Raw genomic sequence first — 24,345 nt, 5'->3', positions numbered from 1 at the left:
CTGAGAACAAAAGGGGTATATACTGCCTTTTGCGGGACCGGGCCCGCACTCGGGGTCCCGCTTGCGGGCGCACGGTCTCACAGGAAAGGAGACCGGTCATGAAACTCAGACCATGGGTAATCGCACTGACCGGTATTGCCGTGGCGGCGCTCTACATGGGCGCAAGTGCGCAATCCGGGTCGGTGCTGAGCGCAAACCTCTACGGAGAAGACGTCGTCGGCGGCGGCGCGGGGGAGGAGGCCTATGGCGATTTCAACGCCTATGCCGAACCTGCCGCGCAGAGCCTGTGCTACTATCTCGAAGCCAAGGGCGTGGGGGAGGTGACCTCCGCGCATGTCCATAGCGGGAAGCGCGGCAAGAACGGGCGCGAGCTCGTCGCGCTGCAGATGTCGGCGATGGACGAGACCTGTACCGGCGTGTCGGGTGAGACCATCGATGCGATGATCGCGCGGCCTGCGGACTACTATGTCGACGTGCACACCGATGCCTATCCGCGCGGTGCCCTGCGCGGACAGCTGAGCGGTTGAAGGAATTGGCGCATCCCCTTGAACCGCGCGCCGGCGGAGTTATCGTGGCGGCGGGGTTAAATTAGGGGACTGCATCATGGCCACAGCTGCCAAGTCTGCGCCTGCGCGCGCTTTCGATGTCAAACCGCTCTTCGCAGAGCCATATTTCGTGATGAACATCAAGGATGCGATTTCGCCGAAACAGGTGAAGTTCATCCAGTCGCTCAAGATGAATGCGAACCAGGTGAACCACATCTCGGAAGAGCTTCGCCTGTTCGACCGGCCGGAGATGAAGAGCATCAAGAAGGCCGTGGACGAGGCGCTGGACGTGTTCGCGCGCGAGGTGATGGGGATCTCGCACCAGCTCGCCGTCACGCAAAGCTGGTCGCTGATGAACCCGCCGGGCGTCGGCATGCATGCGCACACGCACTCGAACTCGCTGATCTCGGGCTCGCTCTACTACGCGCCGCTGCCCAATCCGCCGGGCAACATGATCTTCGAACGCGACAACGGCTATCGCCAGATCGAGATGAAGGTCCACGAGGCGAAGCAGAACGTCTACAACACGCCGCGCAATGCGGTGGTGCCGAAGGAGGGGGACCTGGTGCTCTTCTCGAGTGCGATCCAGCACTATGTCGAGGTGAACAACTCGAACGAGAACCGTTACTCGATCGCCTTCAACACCTTCCCGCGCGGCAAGATCGGATCGTTCCGAGAGGTAAGCGAACTGGAGCTGTGACCGCCCTCGAGTAGCGGGTGCGGTGGGGCGAGAAAAATCCTCGCTTAGTCGAGGAGTGCCAGCTCCACGGTGCCGTGGCCGCGGCGGACCAGGCCGATCTCCTCTGCCGCAGCGCGTGACAGGTCGATCGTACGGCCGGGAGTGAAGGGGCCGCGATCGTTGATGCGCACGATCACCGACTTGCCCGTGCGCGGGTTGGTGACCTCGACCATGCTGCCGAAGGGCAGCGTCTTGTGAGCGGCGGTATAGGCGTTCATGTCGAACCGCTCGCCACTCGCCGTGCGGCGACCGTGGAAACGGCGGCCGTAATAGGAGGCAACGCCGCTGCCGAGGGAAGTGCTTGCCGGTCCTTCCTCGATCGGCGGTTCGAAGGTGTCGATATCGACCACGCCAGGGCCAGCCTCGGGTGTATCGGGCAGCTCTGTATAGGGCGCAAAATGCGCTTCGAATGTCGGTTCTGAGATTACCTTGGCTTCGGGCTCTTCGGAATGACCGGCGGTGCCGGGCAGCGCCAGGGCTGCAAGGAAGAGCACGCTGCGAAACGCGCGTTTGGCCATGAATGGACCTCCCGTCTGGTTCGGGAGGATATAGGCGAGGTCTTCGCGAGAGTCGTTAACGTGAACGGAAACTGCCCCGAAATGGCCACGTTTCGGCGCGTCTCGAGCCAGGAAAGCGCTGTCCTACAGCATTTTGGGGGTGTCACAGTGAAAGGCCACCAGCAGATGATTCGATCCCTGCTCGGCGGCTCTTTGAATGCGTCAAAACAGCATTGACCCATAGCAAATGGGGCCGGCATCGCTGCCGACCCCACTCTCACCGATGCGTGGCCGTGTTCCTTAAACCGAAGTTTGAGGGACGCAGACTTGGCATCCGATGTTTTCCCTTCAGGCTGTCCGAAAACAGTCATCTGGTTCTATCACCGGCGCTCGCACCGGCATCCGGATCTACCCTCCACTCGGCCCGGTGTCGGTCGCGTCGCGATCCGAAGATCGTTCGCTTACCTTGCCCAGCCGCGCTTCAACGGGCGGTTCCGCAGCCTGACCTTCCGTTGGTGGCCGGTGCCTCGAACGGTCACATCGCCTTCCGGTCCGAAGACCTTTATACGACGCCACCTTCGGCATTCGGCCGGGTTGGTCCGGCTCGCAACAGGAAACCTTCGCACTTCCGTCATCGACCCGCCTTGCGTCCGGTCTGAACCTTCTGCACGAGGGTCTCGAGATGTGCGCGGACAGATCCCGCTGCGTCTTTCCGGTTCCGAATTTCCTTTGCCTTTCAAGTCGTTAGACCGTCTTGGCTGGAAGCTTTCTTCGCCGTTCCGATGAATTGAAGCTGCGCCTGATCGACCGATTCTTCAAGCTCGCAAGAGGCGAGTTATCCACTTTCCCCGCTTTTCGCTGTGGAGGGGGGTGGATAAGTCAACCGTTCGTCGCAAAAATCGGAACGCCGAAGTGCTGGGGGCGTAATTTTCAGCCCCCGAAGCAATTTCCAGACGAAATTTTCTACCGATCCCGCCCATGATCCCTCTGGGCGAGCAGGCGCAGGCGGAGCGCGTTGAGCTTGATGAAGCCTTCCGCATCCTTCTGGTCGTAGGCGCCTGCGTCATCCTCGAAGGTAACGTGCGCTTCGGAATAGAGCGAGTTGTCCGACTTGCGGCCAACCACCATGGCATTTCCCTTGTAGAGCTTGAGGCGAACAGTGCCGCTGACCTTTTCCTGGCTGAGGTCGATCGCCGCCTGCAACATCTCGCGCTCGGGGCTGAACCACAGGCCATTGTACACCAGCTCGGCATAGCGCGGCATGAGTTCGTCCTTGAGGTGCGCCGCACCGCGATCGAGCGTGATCTGCTCGATGCCGCGATGCGCGCGGGCGTAGATCTCGCCGCCGGGGGTTTCGTACATGCCGCGGCTCTTCATGCCGACGAAGCGGTTCTCGACCAGGTCGAGGCGGCCGATGCCATGCTTGCGGCCAAGATCGTTGAGCGCGGTCAGTAGTGTGGCGGGACTCATCGCCTCACCATTGAGAGCGGTGCCGTCACCCCTTTCGAAGTCGATCGTGATGTATTCGGGCGTATCGGGCGCATCCTCGGGATGGTCGGTGCGCGAATAGACGTAGTCGGGGGTCTCTTCCCACGGATCCTCAAGCACCTTGCCCTCCGACGAGGTGTGCAGGAGGTTTGCGTCGGTCGAGAAGGGGCTCTCGCCGCGCTTGTCCTTCGGCACGGCGATCTGGTGCGCCTCGGCCCACGCGATCAGCGCAGTGCGGCTCGTGAGGTCCCATTCACGCCACGGCGCAATGACCTTGATATCCGGGTCGAGCGCGTAGGCCGACAATTCGAAGCGCACCTGGTCATTGCCCTTGCCCGTCGCGCCGTGGGCGATGGCATCGGCATTTGTCTCATGCGCGATTTCGACGAGGCGCTTGGAGATCAGCGGGCGCGCGATGCTGGTGCCGAGCAGATAGTCGCCTTCGTAGCGGGCATTGGCGCGCATCATCGGGAAAACGAAATCGCGCACGAATTCCTCGCGCAGGTCCTCGATGAAGATGTGCTTGTCAGGAATGCCCATCGCGCGGGCCTTTTCGCGCGCCGGCTCGATTTCCTCGCCCTGGCCGAGATCGGCGGTGAAGGTCACGACTTCCAGCCCGCGCTCGACTTCGAGCCACTTGGCGATGACGGAAGTGTCGAGGCCGCCGGAATAGGCGAGGACGACGCGCTTGATATCGGACATGGGCAGGCACCTTGGTTGCGTTTGCCGCGCCGCTAGCAGTGGGGCAGGGCGCGTGGCAATCAAGAAGCGCTGTTACAGCGGTCAGGCAGCCTTTTCGTCGCGGGTGGGCGCGGACGGCGGCGTGTAAATGGAAACGCGGTTCCGACCGTCCTGCTTGGCCGCATAAAGCGCATGATCCGCGCCTTTGAGCGGGAAAGGGCGATCCTCAATACGCAGGACGTCGATGCCGATACTGATGCTCAGAGGGCAGGATGCACCTTCGGGCGAGCGGAAGTCGAATTCAGCTACGCGCTTGCGCAGGTTTTCGGCGCAATCGCGTGCTTGTGCGAGCGTGGCATCGGGAAGCAGCACGCCGAATTCTTCACCGCCGAGCCTTGCGACCAATGCCTCTGCAGGAACTTCCTCGGCGAAAAGTCGGGAGAGCGCCTTGAGCGCCTCGTCACCCGTATGGTGCCCGTGGCTGTCATTCAGAGACTTGAATCGGTCGGCGTCGATCAGGAGTAGCCCTGCCTCTTCCCCGGCATCCAGTTGACGTTCGAGCGCGTCGAAAAATGCGCGCCTGTTGGGCAGGTCAGTCAGCGCATCGTGAGTAGCCTCATGCTCGAGCAGGGCATTGAGCTGCGCCAGCATTTCCCCTTGCGAGGTGACGTAAAGTCCGACCGGGATGCTGCACACCAGCGGGATCACGAATGCCAGCGAGAGCGCGAGGCCTATATTCTCGCCATTGCTGGGCTGGAACGCCATGACGATCAGCGTGCAAAACAACGATCCTGCGGTGAGCGTACCAGCGATGATCGCGGTGTTTTTCACGACCCGATGGTTGATGAGCAGGTCTGAAGCCATGAACTCTCCCTAGGTCAGAGGTGTTGATGGGCCATTAACCGCTACCTCGTAGTCGCTTTCCCAGAGGCCCGGCATTTGGCATAGCGAGACGGGAAACGGGGTAGGGGACGCGCAGCATGGGATTGTGGAACAAGGCGAAATCGCTGGCGGAACAGGCGCCGCCTGAGCGTAACCGCTATGTCGATTTCCTGCGCGCATTGTCCATCCTCGCGGTGGTGGTCGGCCACTGGCTGGTCGCTGCGCCCTATATCGGGGTGGATGGCGAGGTGGTCGGCGGGCATTTGCTCGGCATCCTGCCTTGGACGCAGTGGCTCACCTGGGGTTTCCAGGTCATGCCGATCTTCTTCCTCGTCGGCGGCTATTCGAACGGGGTGAGCTGGGCCTCGACCCGCACCAAGAACGGCCATTATTCGGACTGGTTCGCCAGCCGCATCCAGCGCCTCATCAACCCGGTCTTCCCCGTGCTGCTGGTGTGGGCAGCCTTCGCCTTTATCGCGACGCAGGTCGGCATGGCGCGCGAGACGGTGCGCATGGCAGTGTTCCTCGCGCTGATCCCGGTGTGGTTCCTTAGCGTGTATTTGTTGGTGACCGCACTCGCGCCGCTTACGTGGAAGCTGTGGGAGAAGACAGGCGGGTGGAGCACCGCCCTATTCCTGTTGGCTGCGGTGGCCGTCGATTGGCTGACGTTCGAGCGCGGTGTGCCTTACATCAACTTCCTGAATTTCCTGTTCGTCTGGCTGACGATCCACGACCTCGGCTACGCTTGGCAAAAGGGGAAAATGACGCCGGCAATCGGGCTCAAGATGTTCGCCATCTCGCTCGGCCTGCTGATCTATATGACGGTTTTCGGAGTGTACCCAATTGCCATGATCGGGGTGCCCGGTGCCGACATCTCCAACTCCATGCCGCCGACGCTTGCCTTGCTGGTGCTCGGGATGATGCAGACGGGGTTAGTGGTCGCGGTGGAGCCATGGGGCCGCAAACTCCTCGATAACCTCTCGGTCTGGACCGCGACGGTGCTGATGAACGGCATGATCATGACGGTCTATCTCTGGCACCTGACATCTTACGTGCTGGTGATGGTCGCTGCATGGCTGTCAGGAGGTGTGGGCCTGCGCGTCATGCCGGGGACGGCCGAATGGTGGTGGAGCCGCCCCGTCTGGTTCGCGCTCTACATCGCCGTCTTGCTCCCGCTGATCGCCATCTTCGCCCGCTACGAGCGAGGAATGGGAGCTGCCAAGCGCGAGACCCCGGTCCCGCACTTGCGCCTCGTTATCGGCATGATCGCGATTTGTGTCGGCCTCGCCATGACCGCCGCCATCAGCATCGCCAGCCCCGAGGGCGTAACCGGCGTGCGGCTATGGGTCGTGGCGTTACCCTTCGTGGGAGCCGCGCTGGTCGGGTTCGGGCCGGTCTATCGGTGGGTAAATAGCTAGCGCGCTACTCCGCCGCTTCCCTTTGGGCGAACCGCCATTCCGGCACCTTGCCTTCGTCGGCGGCGCGCAGGCGGGCGCTTTCTTCCGTGATCCACTCGCGGGTCATGGGGATGGCGCTGCGGTCCTTCACGTAGATCAGCTGCCAGTTGACCATGTCGCCGTGGCGGAAGCTCTGTTCGGCGCCGGCGAGGTAGTAGAGCCACATGCGGTAGAAGGTCTCGTCGTACATATCGACGATCTCGGCGCGGTGCTGGACCGTGCGGTTGTACCATTCTTCCAGCGTGTGGCTGTAGTGGAAGCGCATCGCCTCCACGTCCATCACCTGCCAGCCATATTGCTCGGACTGGCTGACCAGTTCGGACAGCGCCGGGATGTAGCCGCCGGGGAAGATGTAGGTGCGCGTCCAGGCGTCGGTAAAGCCGGGAGGGCCGGCGCGCCCGCAGCAGTGGCTCATCATCACGCCGTCGGGTTTCAGCAGGCGGTTCGTGTGCTCGTAAAACTGCGGGTAATGCGGCGTGCCCACGTGTTCGAGCAGGCCGACCGAGCTGATGCGGTCGAACTGGCCGGTCACGTCGCGATAGTCGGTGAGGCTGAACTTGACCTTGTCGGCCACGCCCGCTTCCTCCGCGCGCTCCTTGCAGAAGGCAATCTGGTCCGGGGCTAGCGCCACGCCGTGGACCTCCACGTCGTAATGCCGCGCGAGGTAGAGCGCGAAGCCGCCCCAGCCGCAGCCGATGTCGAGGATGCGCTGGCCGGGTTTGATATGCATCTTGGCGGCGAGGTGCGCCTTCTTGTCGAGCTGCGCCTTCTCGAGCGAGGTCGTCTCTGGATCCTCGCGGTAGTAGGCCATGGTGTACTGGCGATCCTCGTCGAGGAAACGTTCGTAGAGTTCGCGGGTGAGGTTGTAGGTATGCTCGGCGTTCTTCTTCGCCTTGCCGCGCAGGTTGATGCTGTCGGCCCTGGCGATGAGCTTCTGGGCGGCGGTGCGCAGCTTGCCCTTGGGCTTCAGCGCCTTGTCGCCGGGTTTGCCCGCCTGTTCGGTAACGAAGAGGATGAGGTCGCGGATATCATGCGGTTCCTCGACCTTGAGCCAGCCCCACATGAACGCCTCGCCAGCGCCCATCTGCGGGTAGCGCGCGATATGGTTGGCGGCCTTCTTGTTGGTGAGCGTGATCTTCAGCGGCGGCTCGGCCGCATCACCGGTGCCGTATTCATAGGTCTTCCCGTCATGATCGGTGACCACCATCCGACCATGCTTCACAGCGGCTTTCAGGAATTTGTCGAGCAACCACATTATATTCTTCTCCCCGCGAGAAGGACAGAGCATGGCATGCGTTGGTCTTGAGTCAATCGACTGCTAAGGTTTGTCCATGACCGAAGCGAAGACCCAGATCACGAAGGTCGATCCCGCCGACTTCATCGCCGGCGTCGAGCCGGAGAAGAAGCGCGAGGAAGCGAAGGTACTCGACGCGCTCTTTCGCAAGGTCACGGGCGAAGAGCCACAGATGTGGGGGCCGAGCATTATCGGCTATGGCGAGTATCGCACGACCTATGCCAGCGGGCGCGACGTTCACTGGATGCGGAGCGGGTTCAGTCCGCGAAAGGCCAAGCATTCGCTCTACCTGATGGGCGGATATTGCGACGAGATCGCGGGCAAGCGGCGCGACGAATTGCTGGGCAAGCTGGGCAAGTACAAGACCGGCAAGAGCTGCCTCTACATCAACAAGCTGGCCGATGTGGATATGGACGTCCTGGAGCAACTGCTGCGCAACGACTGGGACGCGATAGCGCGCAAGTATCCCGATTGATCAGATGCCGGCGTACCACTGGTAGCCGGAACGATCCTCCCAATAGCCGCCCTGTCCTTCGCCGATGTCGTCCAGACTGGCGACCGCTTCGATGGCGGTGAGGTACTTCGCGTGCTTGTAACCGAGTTGCCGTTCGATCCGCATGCGCAGCGGGGCTCCGTTGCGGATGGGGAGGGGCTCTCCGTTCAGCTTGTGCGCGATGATCGTCTGCGGGTGATAAGCGTCGATCAGGTCCACGCTTTCGTAATAGTCCTGCCCGTTGAGATTGTCGGCGCAGCGGAAGACGATGAATTGTGCTTCCGGCTTGAGCTTCGCTACGTCGAGGATCAGCGAGAGCTGCGGACCGGTCCATTCCCCGATCGCGCTCCAACCCTCGACACAGTCATGTCGCGTGACCTGCTTACGTTGCGGCAGCCTGCGGATGTTCTCGAGGCTGAGCTTCATGGGATTTTCGACCAACCCGCGGACTTCGAGCCGCCAGTTTGCGAAGTTCTCCGCTGCCTGCGCCTGGTAGTCGCCGTTTTGCGGATCGGTCGAGCCATTGCCGCGGAAGAAGGGCGAGATCGCCGATCGCGGATATTCCGGCGCCAGCGCCTCGCGATTGGTCAGTAGGCGATGCGCGCCCTTGTGCCACCGCTCTGCCGCGCCGAGCAGTTTCGATCCGGCATCGCTATCGGCGATCTTGTTGCAGCCGGCCACGAAGGCGGCGGCGGTAACGGCGAGAAATCCCCTACGCTTCATCGCTCTTCCCTCCGGTGATCATGTCGCGGATCTGGCCGATCGGTCCGGCAAGGATCACGAGCACCACGTGCACCACGAAAAAGCCGAACAGGGCGAAGGCAAAGATGAAATGCAGGCTTCGCGCAGACTGGCGCCCGCCGAGCAGGTCGACGAGCCAGCCGAATGTCGGCTCCATTCCCGGGCTTATCGCTATCCCGGTAAAGATCATCATCGGCAGGAAGACGCCGAGGACGAGGCCGTAGGCGAGCTTTTGCAGGAAGTTGAACTTGCCGCCTTCGTGATCGAAATTCAGTTTAAGGTGCTGGACGACATCGTGCCAGATCGCAGCCGGTTTCCATTCCGAAGGGCTGGTCATGAGATCGCGCTTGAAGTGGCGGTTCACCAGCATGGCGATCCACATGAAGAGCAGCAGCAGCGCGAAGGGCCAGGCCATCAGGATATGCCAGTCACGCGCGACGGCGAGGCTGTAATAGCCGGGGATCGTCATCCAGTCCGGGAAGCGGGGGACAATCAGCCACGCCTGCTCGGGCGCGAAGCCCCAGTCGCCCCAATAGAGGCGGCGGTGGGCATTGGAGATTGTCAGGCCGGACATGAACAGCACGACGAGACACACGAGGTTGAGCCAGTGCCAGAACCTCGTGCTCAGCGCGTGGCGTTTCATGCCGCGTTTCCTTCGCGGGCAAGGTAGATCACGTCGCGGGGCTGGCGAAGCAGGTGCTGGCCGCTGTCGACGTAAAGCGTCTGGCCGGTATGCAATGCGCCGCCTGCAAGGAAGACGGCTGCCTTTGCAATTTCCTCTGCATCCGTGCGGCGCTCGAGGAGGTTCATCCGGTGAGAAATCTCCGCCTCCTCGCTGGTCTGGTCGTGACTGGCGAGGATCGCTCCAGGGGCCAACCCGTAGATGCGGTCATCCTCCCTCGCTGCACCCATCGACAGCATCTCGATCGTGGCGTCGAGAGCATGCTTGCTCATCGTGTAACTGAAGAAGTCGGGATTGGGGTTCGCGAGCTTCTGGTCGGTAATCTGGATCACGCGGCGGCCGGCCTGGGATTGCGCATTTGCGAGATAAGCCTGCGCCATGCGCGCTGGTGAAAGGGCGTTTACCTGCATTGCCTTCCGGTTCGTGTCCGGATCGAGATCGGTTACATCGTCAGGTGCGAAGATCGAGGCATTGTTGATCAGCGCGGCCCAGTTCGGCAGCTTGCCTGCAAGGCTTTCGATCATGGCGACTGCGGCGTTGCCGTCCGATAGGTCGCAGCCGACTGTCTCGGCGCTTTCCAGCGACGAGGCGAGTTTCTCCGCCTCCGCTCCGGAACTGTTGTAGTGGATGACGACGTGCCATCCCGCTTCGCCGAACGCCCGCGACATCGCGGCGCCGAGCCGTTTCGCCCCGCCCGTGACGAGAACCGATGGTCTGATTTCGCTCATCGCCCATGAGCATAGGGGGCTGAAGCCCAATAGGAAAGCGGCGCCGCCACCGTGTTCGGTGACGACGCCGCGGGTTCGAAGGTGCGACCCTTAGGATTAACGGCAGCGAAGGCTTCCGCGGTCGATTTCACGACCGATAACGGCACCAACTGCGCCGCCGAGAATTGCGCCCAGCGTCTTGTCGCCGCGACCGGCGAGCTCGTGGCCTGCCAGTGCACCGACGCCTGCGCCGATGACGAGGCCGGTCGTGCCATTGTCACGCTTGCAGTAATAGCGGCCGTCGCGTCCGCGCCACATGTAGCTGTCGCGGGTGATGCGGCGCGGTTCGACGTAGTAGCCGCGCGAATCGTAGCGTGCGGCGCGGTCCTTGGCGCGCTTGCCATGGGCGGGGGCCCAGGAGGGCGGATCGGCGGCTGCCGGAGCGGCGGTACCGATACCGGTCACGGCGAGCGTGCCAGCAGCAAAGGCGATTGCAAATTTCTTCATTCTGCGTCCCCAAATGAGAGTGGATCGGCATGCACATTGCTCCAAGGATTACAACCGCGGCTGAACGAATGCCGTTAATCCCAAATTAGCGATAAACCGACTGCTGGGGCGCGATGAGCCGTCACGATTCCAGTGCTTTGCGCGCCTTGTCGCGCCAAGGCTCACAAAGACGATCCAGTGCCGCGATCTCTTCCAGTTCGGCCGCGGAGGGTTTGTCGGCGGGATCGTAGAGCTTGGCGAACAGACGCGCGACGCTCCACCCGTCATGGCCGCTTTCGACTTTTTCGAAGGTGTCGCCCGCCTGCGCCTCTCCTTCTTCGAGGACGCGGTAATACCATCCGCAATTGTGCTGTTTCACGATGCGCTTCACCATGCCCTTGCGGCCGAAGCGGTGTTCGATTTTCCAGCATGGCTGGCGGGGCTGGCTGATCTCGAGCAGCGCGCTACCGAAACGGAAGCGGTCTCCGATGAGGACGCCGGTTTCGATAAACCCGTCCATCACCAGGTTCTCACCGAAGGCTGCCGGGCCCGCGAGAAGGTCGTGTCCGCCCAGCCATGCGTCCCAATCGGCGTAGTGATCGTGGGGGTAATGGTGCACGGCCATGTCGGGCCCGCCGTGGTGCTTGGTATCGGCCACCGTGTCCCCTTCGATGCCGAAGGTGCGGATCACGACGGGGCCGTCGACCGGCTGCTTGGCGATTGCGCTGAGTTCGGCACCGTTGAAGGGTTGGGGCAGGCCGGTGCAGATCGCCTTGACGGTAACGCTCATGCCGCTGCTTCTCCTACAGTGTGGAACACATGGAACACGGTCCAGAACGGAAAAATGCTGGAGGTCATCAGAGCACGTTTTCCGGCGGTTCGCGGTTGTTTCCGGGCTGCCATGCAGGCCTTTCAGCACAGAGCGCCTTCGTAGGAAAGCGCCAAGCGCTTCATCAGCTCTCCGGAGACCGCAAGGTCAGCGCATACCAATCGCGTTGCACACCGTCGGCACCTTTGCCGCGATAGCGTTCGGTCGCCACGATCTCGAAACCCGCATCGTGATAGATTGCCTCCAGCCAGCTCTCGTCCGGCAGGTTGGTCAGGCGGCCAAGCGGATCACGTCCCTCAGCATCGCCCAACTTGTAGTTGGCGAAGTGCCACCCGCCGGGGCGCAGGGCATTGCGAATAGCTGCAAGCACTGCGGGCAAATCTGCACGAGCGACGTGAAGCAGGCATGCATGCGCCCAAACCGCATCATATTGGGCGTCGGCATCTAGTTCGTCGAAACGCATGACCCGCGCGCCGACATCGAAGCGCTCGTTCGCCTTGCGGACCATCGCAGGTGTTCCGTCGGTAGCCTCGAGGTCGAAGCCACGCTCGATGATCCGCGCGGAATCCCTTCCGCCGCCGCATCCCAGTTCGAGAATGCAGGCACGCGGTTCCAGCCGGTCGAGGAATGTGTCGAGGTGGCGACTGGGCGCTTGTCCGAAGCTCAGCGTGTAGCGCGGCGCGTTTGCCTCGTAATAGGCAATCGTCGCCGCATCGGCGCTCACGCCCCGGCGGCCTCGGCAGCTTCTGCCGCCTCACGGTCACGCTGGGCACGGCTCTTCTTTTCGGCAGCCGTCTTCAGCTGCCCGCAAGCGGCATCGATGTCGCGGCCGCGCGGGGTGCGCACGGGCGCCGAAATACCGCCTTCGAAGACGATGTTGGAGAAGCTCCGAACACGCTCGGGCGTGGAGGTTTCGTAGGCAGCACCGGGCCAGGGGTTGAACGGGATGAGGTTCACCTTGGCGGGCAGGTTATACTGCTTGAGCAGGCGAACCAGTTCGTGCGCATGCTCGTCGCTGTCGTTTTTGTCCTTGAGCATCACATATTCGAAAGTGATGCGGCGGGCGTTACTGGCCCCGGGATAGGCGGCGCAGGCTTCGAGCAGTTCCTCGATGCCGTATTTCTTGTTGAGGGGGACGATTTCGTCGCGGATTTCCTTGGTCACCGCGTGGAGCGAGACGGCAAGGTTTACGCCGATTTCTTCGCCACAACGCTGCATGGCAGGGACCACGCCGCTGGTCGAAAGCGTGATACGGCGCTTCGACAGGGCGAGGCCCGCACCATCCATCACGAGCTTGAGCGCGCTTTTCACATTGTCGAAGTTATAGAGCGGTTCGCCCATGCCCATCATCACGATATTGGTGAGCAGGCGTCCGTCCGAGCTGTAGTGGCCTTCGTCCTCAGCCTCGTCGAGGCCGGCCATCGAACCCTTGGGCCATTCGCCCAGCGCGTCGCGCGCCAGCATGACCTGCCCGACGATTTCGCCCGGCGTCAGGTTGCGCACCAGCTTCATCGTACCAGTGTGGCAGAAACGGCAGTTGAGCGTGCAGCCGACCTGGCTCGACACGCACAGCGTCCCGCGGTCGGCGTCGGGGATGAAGACCATCTCGAATTCGTGACCGTCGGCGGTCTTGAGCAGCCACTTGCGCGTACCGTCGGTCGAGTGCTGTGCTTCGACCACTTCGGGGCGGCCGATGACGAAACGTTCGGTCAGCCAAGGGCGCATGGTCTTGGCGATATCGGTCATCGCGTCGAAATCGGTGACGCCGCGATGATAGAGCCAATGGAACACCTGCTTGGACCGCAGCTTGGCCTGCTTGGGCTCGAGCCCCGCATCCTCGAAAAGTTCGCGGATCCGTTCCTTGGGCAGACCGATCAGGTCCAAGCGGCCATCGGCGCGCGGCGTGATGTCACGCGCAACGGGAACCGGGTCCACTTGCCCGGGAATGCTCATCAGGTTCGTATCTGCCATGGGAGCGGCGCATATAGTCCTGCCTGCGAGAAATTGAAAGCCTGCGCGCGGGCGCGAAACAATCCCGCTGAAGCCGACGCGTTCCCACCTTCCGTCGAACAGCATAGTCGGTTCGTCGCAGCTTGCGAGTTCCCGTTGTTCGTCGCTCGAAATCGTCCACTCATCGACACTTATGTGACTAAAAAACAACGTTTTCCTGTTGTGCGATGTTCATGAAACTGAACTCGCTCACGCTCCGTTTCACTGGTCCACGCGGTCGCAATGACGGCGGAAAACAATAACGGAGTACACACATGAAAAAGACTGCAGCCCTTCTCGTCGCGGGTTCGATCCTGGCAACGGCAGCACCCGCAATGGCACAGGATTCGGATGAAGATACCTTCACCGGCTTCCGCGCCGAGATCCTCGGCGGCTACGATGTCAGCCAGGCCGGAAGCAGCGTCGACGACGATTCCGCGGCCGATAACGACCAGTCGATCGAAGGCCTCAACTACGGTGTCGGCCTTGGCTACGACTATGACGCAGGTGGCGTCGTGATTGGCCTCGAGGGCGAATACACCGGTTCGACCGCCGAAACCGAATTCGGTGACGGGGATTTCGAAGGCTTCGGTATCGGTAACGTCGAAGCGGGCCGCGACCTCTATGCCGGCGCACGCGTCGGTGTGAAGGCCAATGACGATCTGCTCGTCTACGCAAAGGGCGGTTACACCAACATGCGCTACAACCTGCGCTCGAATGATGGCACGCAGGACTTCCGCGCCGATCTCGAGGCCGACGGTTACCGTCTGGGCGCTGGCGTCGAATATGCGCTGAGCGACAACACCTACACCAAGGTGGAGTATCGCTACTCGAACTATGGCGATGCCACGATCAAGTTCGACGGCAACACGCCCGACGTGCAGGTTGGCGACATCGACATCGACCGTCATCAGGTCATGGCAGGCTTCGGCATGCGCTTCTAAGCGACGCCGCAACCATCAGGAAATCGGGTCGGGAGCGCTCTGCTTCCGGCCCTTTTTCTTGCCTATCGCCGGGGGCAGGCGAGGGTGGCCGCATCCATCGCGGTGGCCGACCCGGCGAGCGAATAGCTGTCCGAGAAGCGCCGGCCGCGCGTGTCCGTACCGCGGACCGTCATGGTTTCGGCAGAGCGCATTGCGGCTACGATCGCGGCGTCCATCGTGGGGTTCTGTGCCCAGGCGTCTGCCTTTCCGCCGGTGAGGGCGAAGGTCTGGCGCCCGATCCGGAGCGAAACGCGACTTCTCTCGCGGATTGCGCGCGACAAACGGAAATGGACCTGTCCGCGAAGGCGACGTGCGGGCCATGTCCCGATGGTGGCATAGGGTTCGAATTCGCGCGAGAAGCGGCTCTCCTCGGCCTCGGCGATGGCATAGCAGCGCGGTACGGAAGGATCGCGGAATGCGCCCCAGTCGGAGAAGATGCCGAGGCTTTCCTTGGCAGAGAGCGGGGTTGCAAGTGCGGCCAAAGCCGCCAGCGAAAGGAGGGCGAGGTTACGCATAATCGATCGCCATCACTTCCCATTCCTTGTCGCCGCCCGGAAGGCGGACCACGCGAAGATCGCCGACTGCGGCGCCCTTGAGGGCGCGTGCCATGGGGCTGGACCAGCCGATGCGTCCGGCGCTGGCTTCCTGTTCGTCGTCGCCGACAAGCGTGACCACCTTCTCGTTATCGTCCTCATCCGCCAGCGTGACGGTGGCGCCGAAGAAGGCGCGTGACTTGTCGGGTTGCTCTGCCGGGGTGATGACCCGCGCAGCCTTCATCCGGCGCGACAAATGGCCGAGTTCGCGGTCGATTTCGCGCATGCGCTTGCGGCCGTAGAGATAATCGCCGTTTTCGCTGCGGTCGCCATTGCCCGCCGCCCAGCTGACGATCTCCACGATCTCGGGCCGCTCCTTGCCGAGCAGGTGGTCGTAGCGCGCCTTGAGCGCGGCATAGCCTTGCGGCGTTATCGGATTGGTTTTGCCCTGCATTGCAGGAGCGTCCCTAGCGGCAAAAGTCAGCGCAGGTAATGGCGGATATCGCGCTCATAGCTGCGGGACTTGTCCGGATGCATGTTCGCATAGGTCACCGCGTTGCCGATCACCCGCATCACGTAATAGCGGGTTTCGAAGTTCGCGGGAATCTGCTCGACCCAGGTCACCCAGTCGACCGCGCCGGTGCGCGGATCGCCATTGAGGCGGAGCCACTGGTTCACGCGTCCCGGGCCGGCGTTATAGGCGGCAATCGCCAGCGGATAGGCGCCGTCATAGCGGTCCATGAGGCGGGCGAAGTGAGCATCGCCGAGACGGATGTTGTAGCTCGGGCTCTCGGTCAGGTTGGCGGACATGTACTGGACGCCGATCTTGCCTGCTTCCTCGCGAGCGGTGCCCGGCATGAGCTGCATCATGCCGCGCGCGCCAGCATGGCTGACGCGGGTGCGGTCGAATTCGCTTTCCTGTCGGGCGATCGCATGAACCATGGTCCAGTTCGCGCCCGAATGGGTCGGGACGGTCGGGAAGCCCAGTCGTTCGAAACCGGCGACACCGGTCTCGCCGGCGACCATTCCGGCAACGACGGCCATTTCATTGAGGCCGGTTTCCTGAGCGAGTTCGGCCACGAGTGCCATCTGCGTCGGCGTCCGCGCCTTTTCCGAAAGCGCCTCGAAGAAAGCACGCTCGGTCTGCCATGCGCGGCGGTTGTTCGCCATTTCGCGCAAGGCCAGCGTGAGCGGATCGGCGTTGAACGCCGTGCGGTCGGCCTCGGTGATGCCCGCAGTCTGGATAGGCGCGAAGGCCGGGACGGAGCGACCGAGCTCGCTCAATGCCAGCTGGCCATAATAATAATCGGGATAGGCAGCGGCCATGTTCCAGTAGCGCTCGGCCTCGGCGCGGTTGCCGGACTTGGCGGCGGCCCGACCGGCCCAGAAGAAACCCTTGGAACGGGTGAGCGGGGTCTTTGCAGCAGCGCCATAGCGATAGAACAGCGGTGCGGCCTGTTCGCCGTCACCCAGCGACCAGAGCGCCTTGGTGCCGCCGAGCCACATCAGGTCGGTGTACTTGTCGCGCAGTGAGAAGGAGCCGTCCGAGATGTCGGTGCCCGGCTCGAACAGGTCGTCGACCTTGGAGGCGATGCGAACCGCGCTGCGGGCATCGGCGCCCTGTGCGATACGCAGGCTTTCGGTAACGAAGGCGGTGCCGTCGAATGCAGGCGTCGCGAAATCGGCGCGGGTGGCCAGCAGGTTGATCGCCTGCGGCAGATTGCTGGTGGAGCGATAGTGACGTGCAAGATTAAACACGTAGCCGCTGTCGTTGAGCGCACCGCTCGGCACGGCAATGCCGGCTTCGCTGGGCGTCGAGCCCTGCAGCACCGCAAGGCGAGCCTGTGCCATGTCGCGATAAGCAGGTGAAACGCGCACGATCTGGCGCGAGGCCGCTTCCATTTCGCCCTGCCACAATAGCGCGTTCATGCGCGCATCGTGATCTTCGGGCGTCAGCGCCTGACCGAACAGGCCCTGCATATAGGCTTCTGCCGGCCCGCTCATGTTGCCGCCACGCCATGCTTCGCGCGCAAGTTCCTGCGCCTCCGGGCGGTTCAGCGAGGCGAGGGCGAGCGCGTAACGTGCCTTTGCGCCATTCGTGATCGGCGGATGTTTGTCGAAGAAAGCCACCAGTTGCTGCGGCGATACCGCATCACGGTCGAGCGCGGCTTCGGCGCGGCGCTGCAGCAGTTCCTGCTTCGGGAAATGAGGATAGCGGGTAATGAAACCCGAATAGCTCGCGAAGGAGAGGTCATCGCGCTTGGTCAGATATTCCCAGTCGGAAAGCACCTGCGACATGCGCGAAGACTGCTTTGCGACCATGGAATTGCTGCCGTCGGGCCAGCTGGTCGGCGTCTGCGCCATGGCGACGGCAGGGAACGCCAGCGCGGCGCTGGTCGTAAGTGCAAGCGAGATAACAGTTTTTCGGCCCATGCTGGACATAATGCCCGGCCCCTCCTTATCAGGCGGTGAATGAATTGCGACATCGGGTGCCCAATTGCGCCCTATTTCATATCTCTAACGCAGGACTCCCGTAAATGTTCTCAGGCTCGATACCGGCTCTGGCGACTCCTTTTCGCGACGGATCGTTTGACGAGGCTGCTTTTCGCAGGCTCGTGGACTGGCAGATTGAAAACGGCAGCAAGGGCCTGGTCCCATGCGGCACCACGGGCGAGGCTTCCACGCTCTCGAACGCAGAACATCACCGTGTGATCGAGGTGTGCATCGAACAGGCTGCGGGCCGCGTGCCCGTCATTGCCGGCTGCGGGTCGAATGACACGCGTAACGCGCTGCTCCATATGCAGTTTTCCAAGAAGGCTGGCGCTGCAGCGGGCCTGTGTGTCGCGCCCTATTACAACCGGCCCAGCCAGACCGGCCTGATCGCGCATTTCAGCTTTCTTGCGGAAAACAGCGACTTGCCGATCGTGCTCTACAATGTGCCCAGCCGCACGGTGACCGATATCGAGGACGAGACCGTCTGCCAGCTGGTCAACAAGTACCCGGATCGCATTATCGCCATCAAGGATGCGAGCGGCGACCTTTCGCGCGTTGCCGACCACCGGATGGGTATCGGCCGCGATTTCTGCCAGCTGTCGGGCAATGACGAGCTGTGGCTGCCGCATTCGGCCGCGGGCGGGTCAGGGTGCATCTCGGTCACCGCCAATGTCGCGCCGGCCCTGTGCGCCGAATTCCACGATGCGATCGCCGCCAACGATCTCGTCAAGGCGCGCGAGCTCAACGACCGTCTCTTCCCGCTGCATTATGCGATGTTCTCCGACGCGAGCCCTGCGCCGGTGAAATACGCTCTCAGCCGCGTCCACGACTGGTTCGAATGCGATGTCCGCCTGCCGCTGTGCAACGCCAGCGAAGCATCGCGCAAGGCAGTCGACGAGGCGCTGGTCCACGCCGGCCTTCTGTGACCTCGCGTTTTCGCAGCCCGCTCTTCGACATTCCCGGTGATTTGGCGAAAACAGTCTCGGGTCTGTTCCGGTTTCACGGTCGATCTACCCGGACCGAGGTTTGGACCTACGCCCTGATCGGCGGCCTGCTGGCTTCGTTTCTGCAAGGCGCCTTCGAGCTGGCATTGGGTGAAGAGGGGTATCCCGAACCCACTGTGGGGTCGACACTGACGACTATCGCTTATCTGCTGCCGTACCCGGCATTGATGGCAAGACGGTTGCACGACATGGGCAAGAGCGGATGGTACGCGCTTCTCTTGCTTCCACTTTTCACGTTTCTAGCGTTGAGCGAGGGTGGCAGTCCGGAAATTGTCGGGGTCGATAAGGTCCTTTCCGGTTGGTGGGTAACCCTCTTGGGAGTGATCGGGATTTTGCTGAGCTTTGTGCCTTACTTCGTACCTCCCGACGAAGGCGACAATCGCTTCGGGCCGAACCCTCGACTGGGCCGATTGGGCGAAGGAAGGGCCTTACGATAGCGGGGCTACCGCTCGATCGGCCGGGTTTCCCGTAACCGAGGTCAAGTAAGCCTCCGACAATCGAAGCTGCCTGACAAGGTCAGCGAATTGGCGTCAGCTTCGGAGCATCCCGTTTCGCCCCTTGGCCTTTTGCTTCCAAGCGCCTACATGCGCGCACCCTATGGCACGTCCCAAACCCGCCACTTTCGACAAGCAGAAGACCGTCGCCGACAACCGGCGCGTGCGGTTCGATTATCATATCGAGGAAACCTTCGAGGCGGGCCTCGCGCTTCAGGGCACCGAAGTGAAGGCGCTGCGTGCGGGCGAGGCGAGCATCAAGGAAAGCTATGCCGAAGTGCGTGACGGGCAGGTTTGGCTGATCAATGCGAACATTCCCGAATATTCGCACGGCAACCGGCTGAACCACGAACCGCGCCGTCCGCGCAAGCTGCTGCTCCATGAGCGCGAGATCGAAAAACTGTTCGGCGCGGTGGAGCGCAAGGGTATGACGCTCGTGCCGCTGTCGATCTATTTCAACTCGACCGGCAGGGCGAAGGTCGAGCTGGCGCTGGCCAAGGGCAAGCAGGCCCACGACAAGCGTCAGACGATCAAGGAACGCGACTGGAAACGCGACAAGGCCCGGTTGATGCGCGAAAAAGGCTGATCGAACTCCGTTACCCCTTTTTCAACGCCGATCGGCTACCACATGGAACATCATGTCAGGTTCACTTCATATCGCTGATACGGCGCCCTTGCGTCCCGCGGTTGCGGCGCGCATTGCGGGAGCGTGGCGTTGAGCGGACCCAGGTCAAAGACTTTCCTTGCGGATCTCATCCGCAAACACATGCCCACGCGCGAAGAAATGGCGCGCAACAAGTATCTCAAGCCAATCGCCCATCGCTTCCTGACGCCGGAACTCTGGCGCTTTACGCGGCGTAGCGTGCCGCGCGGTGTTGCACTCGGGCTGTTTGCCGCATTCATCGTCCCGATCGGGCAAATTTTCCTCGCGGCATTCTTGGCCCTCCCGGCGAGGGCCAATGTGCCATTGAGCGCGCTCGTTACCTTCGTCACCAATCCTTTCACCCTGCCGTTCTGGCTGATTTTCGCGAACAAGACCGGCGGTTTCGTCCTCAACATCGATCGCGCGATGGGGGCTGGGGCCGGGCATCTTGCCGAAGACGGCGGCGCACTGGCGCGCTGGCTCGAGGTCGGCGGCGTGACGGCATTCGGCTTCCTCGTGCTCGCGATCGTCAGCGCGGGCGCGGGATATCTGGTGGCAAGTTTCACGTGGCGCTTTGTCGTTGCCCGCCGTCGTCGTAAGCGTCTTGTCGCGATGGAAAAGCGTCTCGACGAGCGGATGGGGGAGAAGGGCGAGTGAGTTTCGTCAGCGACGAAACCCCACAAGGCCTGCCGCCACTGCCGCTCCTGCTCGGTATCATCCTGGCTTTCGTCGTCTCGGTCGGGGTCGTCTGGCTCGCGGCCGGCACTTCGCTGGCTGCGGTCGCCTATGGCGGCGGACTGCTGGCGATCCTGTTCGCGCTCCTGCTTGCAGCGAGACTGCGCGCCGCCCCGGAATCGAGCGAGCCGGGCCAGCCGGATTGGGCCGTAACCGCCGCTGCGATCCGCAATTCGCATCGCGCCGTGGCCATCGTCGATCGCGCCAACCGCCTGACCTGCTCGAACGAAACCTTCGAGGAGTGGTTCGGCGGAGATACGCCGCCGCACGAGCTCGAGTTCGGTGAGGAATCACGGCAGAAGCTGCTCGATGCGCAAAGGCAGGCATGGCGCGAGGGCCACGCCCAGTGCGAGGGCTTGCAGCTTTCATCGGGCGACCGTTCCTTCATCCTGAAGATCGAGCGGGTCGGGCGCGGCGAGGATTACCTCGTCTGGCGCTTTGCCGAGATCGTCCGTCAAAAGTCATATGAAGGTATCGCAGAGCGGGTTTCCGGTCCCTTCGGCGCGATGATGTCGCGTGCGGGTATCGAGCTCGCGCTGGTTGCGCCCGATGGGATCGTCCAGGCTGCCACCCCGGGTCTTGGTGAGAGGGCGACCGGGGCCAAGAACACCTCGCTGGCAGGCCAGGAATTCGTCCAGCTGCTGCGCTCCGACGATCGCGACCGCATCTTTTTCGCGCGCGAGGGGCAGCAGGGTACCCCGCAAACGCTGGTCCACGTGCCGCTCGATGCGCGCCAGACCGGTAGCGATGTGCCGCCCGATCAAGCACCATCGCTTATGCTGCTGGTCGACAGTGGCGTCGGCATCGGCGGTGGTTGGCAGAGCAGCGGCAAGGCCGCGATCCCCCAGCTCGAGGCGCTGTTGTCGGCGCTGCCGCTCGGCCTCGCGCTGACAGACCGCGACGGGCGCTTCCTCTTCGCCAACAAGGCCTTCCTGCGCGCGGTTGAGCGCGAGAGCGAGGGCTTGCCGCAATTCCCGTCAGACCTCGTCGTACGCGAGGACAAGTCGGCCATGGCTGATACGGTACGTCGCTTCGCCAAGGGCGCGACCGCCAGCGGCGACATGGCTGTCCGCCTTGCCGGCGACAAGGAAGAGCCGGTGTCCATCGGGCTTGCGGGCGTTCGTGGACTGGGCGAAGCGGCAGTGCTGCTCTCGATCAGCGATTCCACCGAAGAAAAGCGCCTGCGCCGCCAGGTCGCTCAGGCTACCAAGATGCAGGCCGTCGGACAGCTGGCAGGGGGCGTCGCGCACGATTTCAACAACGTGCTGACCGCGATTATCGGCTATTGCGATCTCATGCTGCTGCGCCACACGCCGGGCGACAGTGATTACGATGACATCCAGCAGATCAAGGCGAACTCGAACCGCGCGGCTAGCCTGACACGTCAGCTGCTCGCATTCAGCCGCCAGCAGACGCTGCGCCCGGTCGTCCTCCAGATGCCGGACGTGGTCAGCGAGGTTAGCCAGCTGTTGAAGCGCCTCATGGGCGAAAAGATCGAGTTCACCGTGCGGCATGACCGAGAGCTCGGCGCTGTTCGTGCCGACCCGCAGCAGCTCGAACAGGTCATCATCAACCTTGCCGTGAACGCGCGCGACGCGATGCAGGCGCATGCCGAAAAGACCGGCAAGCAGGATTGGAAGGGCAGGCTCACGCTGGCCACCCGCCGCATCTCTGCACGCGATGTGCGCAAGATGGGCATCGATATCATGCCCGCCGACGACTACACCGTCCTGATCGTGCAGGACACGGGCGGCGGCATTCCCGAGCAGCACCTCAACAAGATTTTCGAACCCTTCTTCACCACCAAGGAGCAGGGGAAGGGTACCGGCCTCGGCCTGTCGACCGTTTACGGTATCGTCAAACAGTCGAACGGCTTCATCTTCGCCGACAATGTCAGCGGGGCAGACGGATCGCCTGCAGGTGCGCGCTTCACCGTGTACCTGCCGGTCCACAAGGGCGAGCTGCCGGAGAACCAGCGCACCGAGGACCCCGAAGAGCCCAAGGCCAGCGAATGGTCGGGTGGCGGCAACCTCCTTCTCGTGGAAGACGAGGACATGGTTCGCGCCGTGGCACAGCGTGCACTTACCCGCGCAGGGTACCAGGTCGTCACTGCCAGCGACGGCGAGGAGGGCCTTGCCGCGATCGCCAATGGCAATACCGAGTTCGACCTGATCGTTTCCGACGTGGTGATGCCCGCGATGGACGGCCCGGCAATGGCCCGCGCGATCCGCAAAGTGAAGCCGAAGATCCCGATTCTCTTCATGTCGGGCTACGCCGAAGAGACGCTTCGCAACGAAATCGACATCGACAATATGCACTTCATTCCGAAACCGTTCAGCGTTCAGCAAATAAATGCCAAGGTATCTGAAGTGCTTGGAGAGCAGGTCAAGGTTGACGCCTGAGTGAAAGGCGGTGCAATCCTGTCCTAGAAAAGGGGGATTGCCATGAGGGTACGCAGTTATTCGTTCGCAGCCACGGTCGCACTTCTGGGCGCGGCTCCTTTGCTAGCCCAGTCGACCGAGCAGGCGCTGGAAAATCCCGACCAGACGGCACAGGGCGATGTCGCGATCACCATTTACAATGGCGGCCGCAGCCTCGTGCAGGACGTTCGCCAGCTGTCAATTCCTGCCGGCCAGACGACGATTTCATTCCCCGATGTCTCCGCGCGCATCCAGCCAGAGACGCTGAGCTTCGCAGCTGCCGGCACCTCGATCGTCGAACAAAACTTCGATTTCGACCTGCTGACGCCGTCCAAGCTCATGGAAAAGGCTATCGGCAAGACCATCACGCTGGTGCGGACCAATCCGGCGACGGGCGCCGAAACGCGCGAGAGGGCGACGGTACTGTCGACTGCCGGCGGCGTCGTGGTGAAGATCGGCGACCGTATCGAGGTTCTGCGTGACGACGGCCTGCCGGTCCGCGCAATCTTCGACCGGGTGCCGTCGAACCTGCGTGCCCGTCCGACTCTTTCCGTCACGCTCGATTCGACCCGCTCGGGTACGCGTCCGGCCTCGATCCGCTACCTCACCTCGGGACTTGGCTGGTCGGCGGACTATGTCGCTCTCTTCGACGAGGGCAACAGCACCGTCGACATGCAGGGCTGGGTGACACTGACCAACCAGACCGGCACGACATTCAAGAACGCCGACCTGCTGCTGGTCGCAGGTGATGCGACCGGTGGAAACGGCCGCCGTCCGCAACCGCGCAGTATGCGTACGCCGGGCACCGAAGCCGCAGAGCGGGAATCGCTGGGCGACTTCTACCTCTATCCGATCGAGGAGCGGACCACGGTCGCCAATGCGCAGACCAAGCAGGTCAGCTTCCTCGATGTGCAGGGCGTTCCGGCCCGCCGCCGTTACGAACGCCGCGTGGGCTGGCTGGTCCGCGACGAGCAACCGGTCGCGGCGAGCAGCGCGATCTCCTTCAATACCGCGCGCGACCAGGGGCTGGGTGATGCGCTGCCTGCCGGAACCGTGCGGTTCTACCAGCGCGACCGTCAGGGTACGCCGCAATTCATCGGCGAGGCCGGTATCGGCCACACGCCGATGGGCAGCGATCTTTTCCTGCGCACCGGCGACGCCTTCGACGTCTATGTCCAGGCCGAGGTCGAGAAGCGCGAGGAAATCGACAAGGACGAATGGGAAAAGACGACCCGCTATCGCGTTCTCGAGGACGGCGAGCTCGCCCGCGAAGTCGAGGTCGAGCGGAAGATCAAATACTACCGCACGACCATGCGCTACACCTTCTACAACGCGAAGAGTTCGCCGGTGAATGTCGAATTCTACCAGGACGGCCTCTATCGAGGGTGGTGGTCGCGCGACTACCGCGTCGTTTCGGAGGACGTGACCGGCGAGCAGCAGGGTCCCTCGACCCGCAAATGGGACGTGCGTGTGCCTGCAGAGGACAAGCGCGTTGTCCGGGTGGTTTACGAAACGAAGTATTGATCGGAG

General features: G+C 62.6%; 25 protein-coding genes. 11 read left to right on the top strand and 14 right to left on the bottom strand.

Annotated features, from left to right (window positions below):
• Positions 1-98: 98 nt before the first annotated feature.
• Together K3165_RS02610 and K3165_RS02605 are read left to right on the top strand one after the other, a co-directional pair.
• Entirely contained in the window at positions 99-527 is a 429-nt protein-coding gene (locus K3165_RS02610; RefSeq protein ID WP_221547307.1) for a CHRD domain-containing protein, read from the top strand.
• A gap of 76 nt (positions 528-603) precedes the next feature.
• Entirely contained in the window at positions 604-1,245 is a 642-nt protein-coding gene (locus tag K3165_RS02605) for a TIGR02466 family protein (RefSeq protein ID WP_221547306.1), read from the top strand.
• A 44-nt stretch (positions 1,246-1,289) separates the two neighbouring features.
• Here K3165_RS02605 and K3165_RS02600 read toward each other — a convergent pair whose 3' ends face one another.
• From K3165_RS02600 to K3165_RS02590, 3 genes are all read right to left on the bottom strand, one after another.
• A complete protein-coding gene (locus K3165_RS02600) occupies positions 1,290-1,802 on the bottom strand; it encodes a septal ring lytic transglycosylase RlpA family protein (protein WP_221547305.1) in 513 nt (170 codons plus the stop codon).
• Positions 1,803-2,744: 942 nt separating this feature from the next.
• The gene (locus K3165_RS02595) at positions 2,745-3,971 is read right to left on the bottom strand and encodes an argininosuccinate synthase (RefSeq protein ID WP_221547304.1); all 1,227 of its coding nucleotides are present in this window, start codon (positions 3,969-3,971) and stop codon (positions 2,745-2,747) included.
• A gap of 81 nt (positions 3,972-4,052) precedes the next feature.
• On the bottom strand, positions 4,053-4,814 hold the full coding sequence (locus tag K3165_RS02590; protein ID WP_221547303.1) for a GGDEF domain-containing protein: 762 nt from the start codon (positions 4,812-4,814) through the stop codon (positions 4,053-4,055).
• A 116-nt stretch (positions 4,815-4,930) separates the two neighbouring features.
• On the opposite strand from K3165_RS02590, the gene K3165_RS02585 reads away from it, so the two are divergent.
• Positions 4,931-6,250 (top strand): acyltransferase family protein, encoded by a 1,320-nt coding sequence (locus K3165_RS02585; protein ID WP_221547302.1) that lies wholly within the window; start codon positions 4,931-4,933, stop codon positions 6,248-6,250.
• Positions 6,251-6,254: 4 nt separating this feature from the next.
• On the opposite strand, the gene K3165_RS02580 is transcribed toward K3165_RS02585, so the two are convergent.
• Complete coding sequence (locus tag K3165_RS02580) at positions 6,255-7,544, bottom strand: SAM-dependent methyltransferase (protein WP_221547301.1); 1,290 nt, start codon at positions 7,542-7,544, stop codon at positions 6,255-6,257.
• Positions 7,545-7,620: 76 nt separating this feature from the next.
• Here K3165_RS02580 and K3165_RS02575 point away from each other — a divergent pair, with 76 nt between their 5' ends.
• A complete protein-coding gene (locus K3165_RS02575) occupies positions 7,621-8,058 on the top strand; it encodes a DUF1801 domain-containing protein (RefSeq protein WP_221547300.1) in 438 nt (145 codons plus the stop codon).
• Here the strand turns inward: K3165_RS02575 and K3165_RS02570 are convergent, their stop codons facing one another.
• The 7 genes from K3165_RS02570 to rlmN all read right to left on the bottom strand — a co-directional run bounded on the left by K3165_RS02570 (position 8,059) and on the right by rlmN (position 13,492).
• Positions 8,059-8,799, bottom strand: a complete 741-nt coding sequence (locus tag K3165_RS02570) for a molybdopterin-binding protein (RefSeq protein ID WP_221547299.1) — start codon at positions 8,797-8,799, stop codon at positions 8,059-8,061. It abuts the gene before it with no gap.
• Positions 8,789-9,460, bottom strand: coding sequence for a cytochrome b/b6 domain-containing protein (locus K3165_RS02565; protein ID WP_221547298.1), 672 nt, complete (start codon positions 9,458-9,460; stop codon positions 8,789-8,791). Before K3165_RS02565 ends, K3165_RS02570 begins: the two co-directional genes overlap by 11 nt.
• A complete protein-coding gene (locus K3165_RS02560; protein ID WP_221547297.1) occupies positions 9,457-10,227 on the bottom strand; it encodes an SDR family oxidoreductase in 771 nt (256 codons plus the stop codon). The genes K3165_RS02565 and K3165_RS02560 overlap by 4 nt, the downstream gene beginning before the upstream one ends.
• Positions 10,228-10,323: 96 nt before the next feature.
• Positions 10,324-10,713 (bottom strand): glycine zipper 2TM domain-containing protein, encoded by a 390-nt coding sequence (locus K3165_RS02555; RefSeq protein WP_221547296.1) that lies wholly within the window; start codon positions 10,711-10,713, stop codon positions 10,324-10,326.
• Positions 10,714-10,834: 121 nt separating this feature from the next.
• Entirely contained in the window at positions 10,835-11,482 is a 648-nt protein-coding gene (locus K3165_RS02550; RefSeq protein ID WP_221547295.1) for an MOSC domain-containing protein, read from the bottom strand.
• A gap of 163 nt (positions 11,483-11,645) precedes the next feature.
• A complete protein-coding gene (locus tag K3165_RS02545) occupies positions 11,646-12,245 on the bottom strand; it encodes a class I SAM-dependent methyltransferase (RefSeq protein ID WP_221547294.1) in 600 nt (199 codons plus the stop codon).
• Positions 12,242-13,492 carry a dual-specificity RNA methyltransferase RlmN gene (gene rlmN / locus K3165_RS02540; RefSeq protein WP_221547293.1) on the bottom strand — a complete coding sequence of 417 codons (1,251 nt, stop codon included), beginning with the start codon at positions 13,490-13,492 and terminating at the stop codon, positions 12,242-12,244. The genes K3165_RS02545 and rlmN overlap by 4 nt, the downstream gene beginning before the upstream one ends.
• Positions 13,493-13,785: 293 nt before the next feature.
• Here rlmN and K3165_RS02535 point away from each other — a divergent pair, with 293 nt between their 5' ends.
• Complete coding sequence (locus K3165_RS02535) at positions 13,786-14,454, top strand: outer membrane protein (protein ID WP_221547292.1); 669 nt, start codon at positions 13,786-13,788, stop codon at positions 14,452-14,454.
• Positions 14,455-14,516: 62 nt separating this feature from the next.
• Here the strand turns inward: K3165_RS02535 and K3165_RS02530 are convergent, their stop codons facing one another.
• Genes K3165_RS02530 through K3165_RS02520 form a run of 3 tightly spaced genes read right to left on the bottom strand, consistent with a single transcriptional unit; the run spans position 14,517 to position 17,459 of the window.
• A complete protein-coding gene (locus K3165_RS02530; RefSeq protein ID WP_221547291.1) occupies positions 14,517-15,008 on the bottom strand; it encodes an invasion associated locus B family protein in 492 nt (163 codons plus the stop codon).
• The gene (gene greB, locus K3165_RS02525; protein ID WP_221547290.1) at positions 15,001-15,480 is read right to left on the bottom strand and encodes a transcription elongation factor GreB; all 480 of its coding nucleotides are present in this window, start codon (positions 15,478-15,480) and stop codon (positions 15,001-15,003) included. Before greB ends, K3165_RS02530 begins: the two co-directional genes overlap by 8 nt.
• A 26-nt stretch (positions 15,481-15,506) precedes the next feature.
• Positions 15,507-17,459 (bottom strand): lytic transglycosylase domain-containing protein, encoded by a 1,953-nt coding sequence (locus K3165_RS02520; RefSeq protein ID WP_247713859.1) that lies wholly within the window; start codon positions 17,457-17,459, stop codon positions 15,507-15,509.
• A 104-nt stretch (positions 17,460-17,563) separates the two neighbouring features.
• Between K3165_RS02520 and dapA the strand changes: the two genes are divergently transcribed.
• From dapA to K3165_RS02490, 6 genes are all read left to right on the top strand, one after another.
• Positions 17,564-18,445, top strand: coding sequence for a 4-hydroxy-tetrahydrodipicolinate synthase (dapA, locus tag K3165_RS02515; RefSeq protein ID WP_221547288.1), 882 nt, complete (start codon positions 17,564-17,566; stop codon positions 18,443-18,445).
• Complete coding sequence (locus K3165_RS02510; RefSeq protein WP_221547287.1) at positions 18,442-18,960, top strand: DUF805 domain-containing protein; 519 nt, start codon at positions 18,442-18,444, stop codon at positions 18,958-18,960. The genes dapA and K3165_RS02510 overlap by 4 nt, the downstream gene beginning before the upstream one ends.
• A gap of 160 nt (positions 18,961-19,120) precedes the next feature.
• Entirely contained in the window at positions 19,121-19,603 is a 483-nt protein-coding gene (smpB, locus tag K3165_RS02505) for an SsrA-binding protein SmpB (protein WP_221547286.1), read from the top strand.
• A 180-nt stretch (positions 19,604-19,783) separates the two neighbouring features.
• Positions 19,784-20,317 (top strand): DUF2062 domain-containing protein, encoded by a 534-nt coding sequence (locus tag K3165_RS02500; RefSeq protein ID WP_221547285.1) that lies wholly within the window; start codon positions 19,784-19,786, stop codon positions 20,315-20,317.
• Positions 20,314-22,797, top strand: coding sequence for a hybrid sensor histidine kinase/response regulator (locus K3165_RS02495; protein WP_221547284.1), 2,484 nt, complete (start codon positions 20,314-20,316; stop codon positions 22,795-22,797). The genes K3165_RS02500 and K3165_RS02495 overlap by 4 nt, the downstream gene beginning before the upstream one ends.
• A gap of 42 nt (positions 22,798-22,839) precedes the next feature.
• Positions 22,840-24,339 (top strand): DUF4139 domain-containing protein, encoded by a 1,500-nt coding sequence (locus K3165_RS02490; RefSeq protein ID WP_221547283.1) that lies wholly within the window; start codon positions 22,840-22,842, stop codon positions 24,337-24,339.
• The last annotated feature ends 6 nt before the right edge of the window (positions 24,340-24,345 follow it).

Origin of the sequence: Qipengyuania xiamenensis, from assembly GCF_019711495.1 — a bacterium.
In the GTDB taxonomy this organism is placed as follows: domain Bacteria; phylum Pseudomonadota; class Alphaproteobacteria; order Sphingomonadales; family Sphingomonadaceae; genus Qipengyuania; species Qipengyuania xiamenensis.
The sequence above is the reverse complement of the archived record's forward strand: the minus strand, read 5'-3'. Positions and strand labels throughout refer to the sequence as shown.

Bases quoted from the DNA above. Each gene is read 5' to 3' on its own strand.
- K3165_RS02535 (WP_221547292.1), top strand. From the start codon at position 13,786: ATGAAAAAGACTGCAGCCCTTCTCGTCGCGGGTTCGATCCTGGCAACG.
- K3165_RS02575 (WP_221547300.1), top strand. From the start codon at position 7,621: ATGACCGAAGCGAAGACCCAGATCACGAAGGTCGATCCCGCCGACTTC.
- K3165_RS02605 (WP_221547306.1), top strand. From the start codon at position 604: ATGGCCACAGCTGCCAAGTCTGCGCCTGCGCGCGCTTTCGATGTCAAA.
- K3165_RS02610 (WP_221547307.1), top strand. From the start codon at position 99: ATGAAACTCAGACCATGGGTAATCGCACTGACCGGTATTGCCGTGGCG.
- rlmN (WP_221547293.1), bottom strand. From the start codon at position 13,492: ATGGCAGATACGAACCTGATGAGCATTCCCGGGCAAGTGGACCCGGTT.
- dapA (WP_221547288.1), top strand. From the start codon at position 17,564: ATGTTCTCAGGCTCGATACCGGCTCTGGCGACTCCTTTTCGCGACGGA.
- smpB (WP_221547286.1), top strand. From the start codon at position 19,121: ATGGCACGTCCCAAACCCGCCACTTTCGACAAGCAGAAGACCGTCGCC.
- K3165_RS02565 (WP_221547298.1), bottom strand. From the start codon at position 9,460: ATGAAACGCCACGCGCTGAGCACGAGGTTCTGGCACTGGCTCAACCTC.
- K3165_RS02560 (WP_221547297.1), bottom strand. From the start codon at position 10,227: ATGAGCGAAATCAGACCATCGGTTCTCGTCACGGGCGGGGCGAAACGG.
- K3165_RS02555 (WP_221547296.1), bottom strand. From the start codon at position 10,713: ATGAAGAAATTTGCAATCGCCTTTGCTGCTGGCACGCTCGCCGTGACC.
- greB (WP_221547290.1), bottom strand. From the start codon at position 15,480: ATGCAGGGCAAAACCAATCCGATAACGCCGCAAGGCTATGCCGCGCTC.
- K3165_RS02570 (WP_221547299.1), bottom strand. From the start codon at position 8,799: ATGAAGCGTAGGGGATTTCTCGCCGTTACCGCCGCCGCCTTCGTGGCC.
- K3165_RS02590 (WP_221547303.1), bottom strand. From the start codon at position 4,814: ATGGCTTCAGACCTGCTCATCAACCATCGGGTCGTGAAAAACACCGCG.
- K3165_RS02580 (WP_221547301.1), bottom strand. From the start codon at position 7,544: ATGTGGTTGCTCGACAAATTCCTGAAAGCCGCTGTGAAGCATGGTCGG.
- K3165_RS02490 (WP_221547283.1), top strand. From the start codon at position 22,840: ATGAGGGTACGCAGTTATTCGTTCGCAGCCACGGTCGCACTTCTGGGC.
- K3165_RS02600 (WP_221547305.1), bottom strand. From the start codon at position 1,802: ATGGCCAAACGCGCGTTTCGCAGCGTGCTCTTCCTTGCAGCCCTGGCG.
- K3165_RS02585 (WP_221547302.1), top strand. From the start codon at position 4,931: ATGGGATTGTGGAACAAGGCGAAATCGCTGGCGGAACAGGCGCCGCCT.
- K3165_RS02500 (WP_221547285.1), top strand. From the start codon at position 19,784: ATGCCCACGCGCGAAGAAATGGCGCGCAACAAGTATCTCAAGCCAATC.
- K3165_RS02595 (WP_221547304.1), bottom strand. From the start codon at position 3,971: ATGTCCGATATCAAGCGCGTCGTCCTCGCCTATTCCGGCGGCCTCGAC.
- K3165_RS02530 (WP_221547291.1), bottom strand. From the start codon at position 15,008: ATGCGTAACCTCGCCCTCCTTTCGCTGGCGGCTTTGGCCGCACTTGCA.
- K3165_RS02520 (WP_247713859.1), bottom strand. From the start codon at position 17,459: ATGGGCCGAAAAACTGTTATCTCGCTTGCACTTACGACCAGCGCCGCG.
- K3165_RS02550 (WP_221547295.1), bottom strand. From the start codon at position 11,482: ATGAGCGTTACCGTCAAGGCGATCTGCACCGGCCTGCCCCAACCCTTC.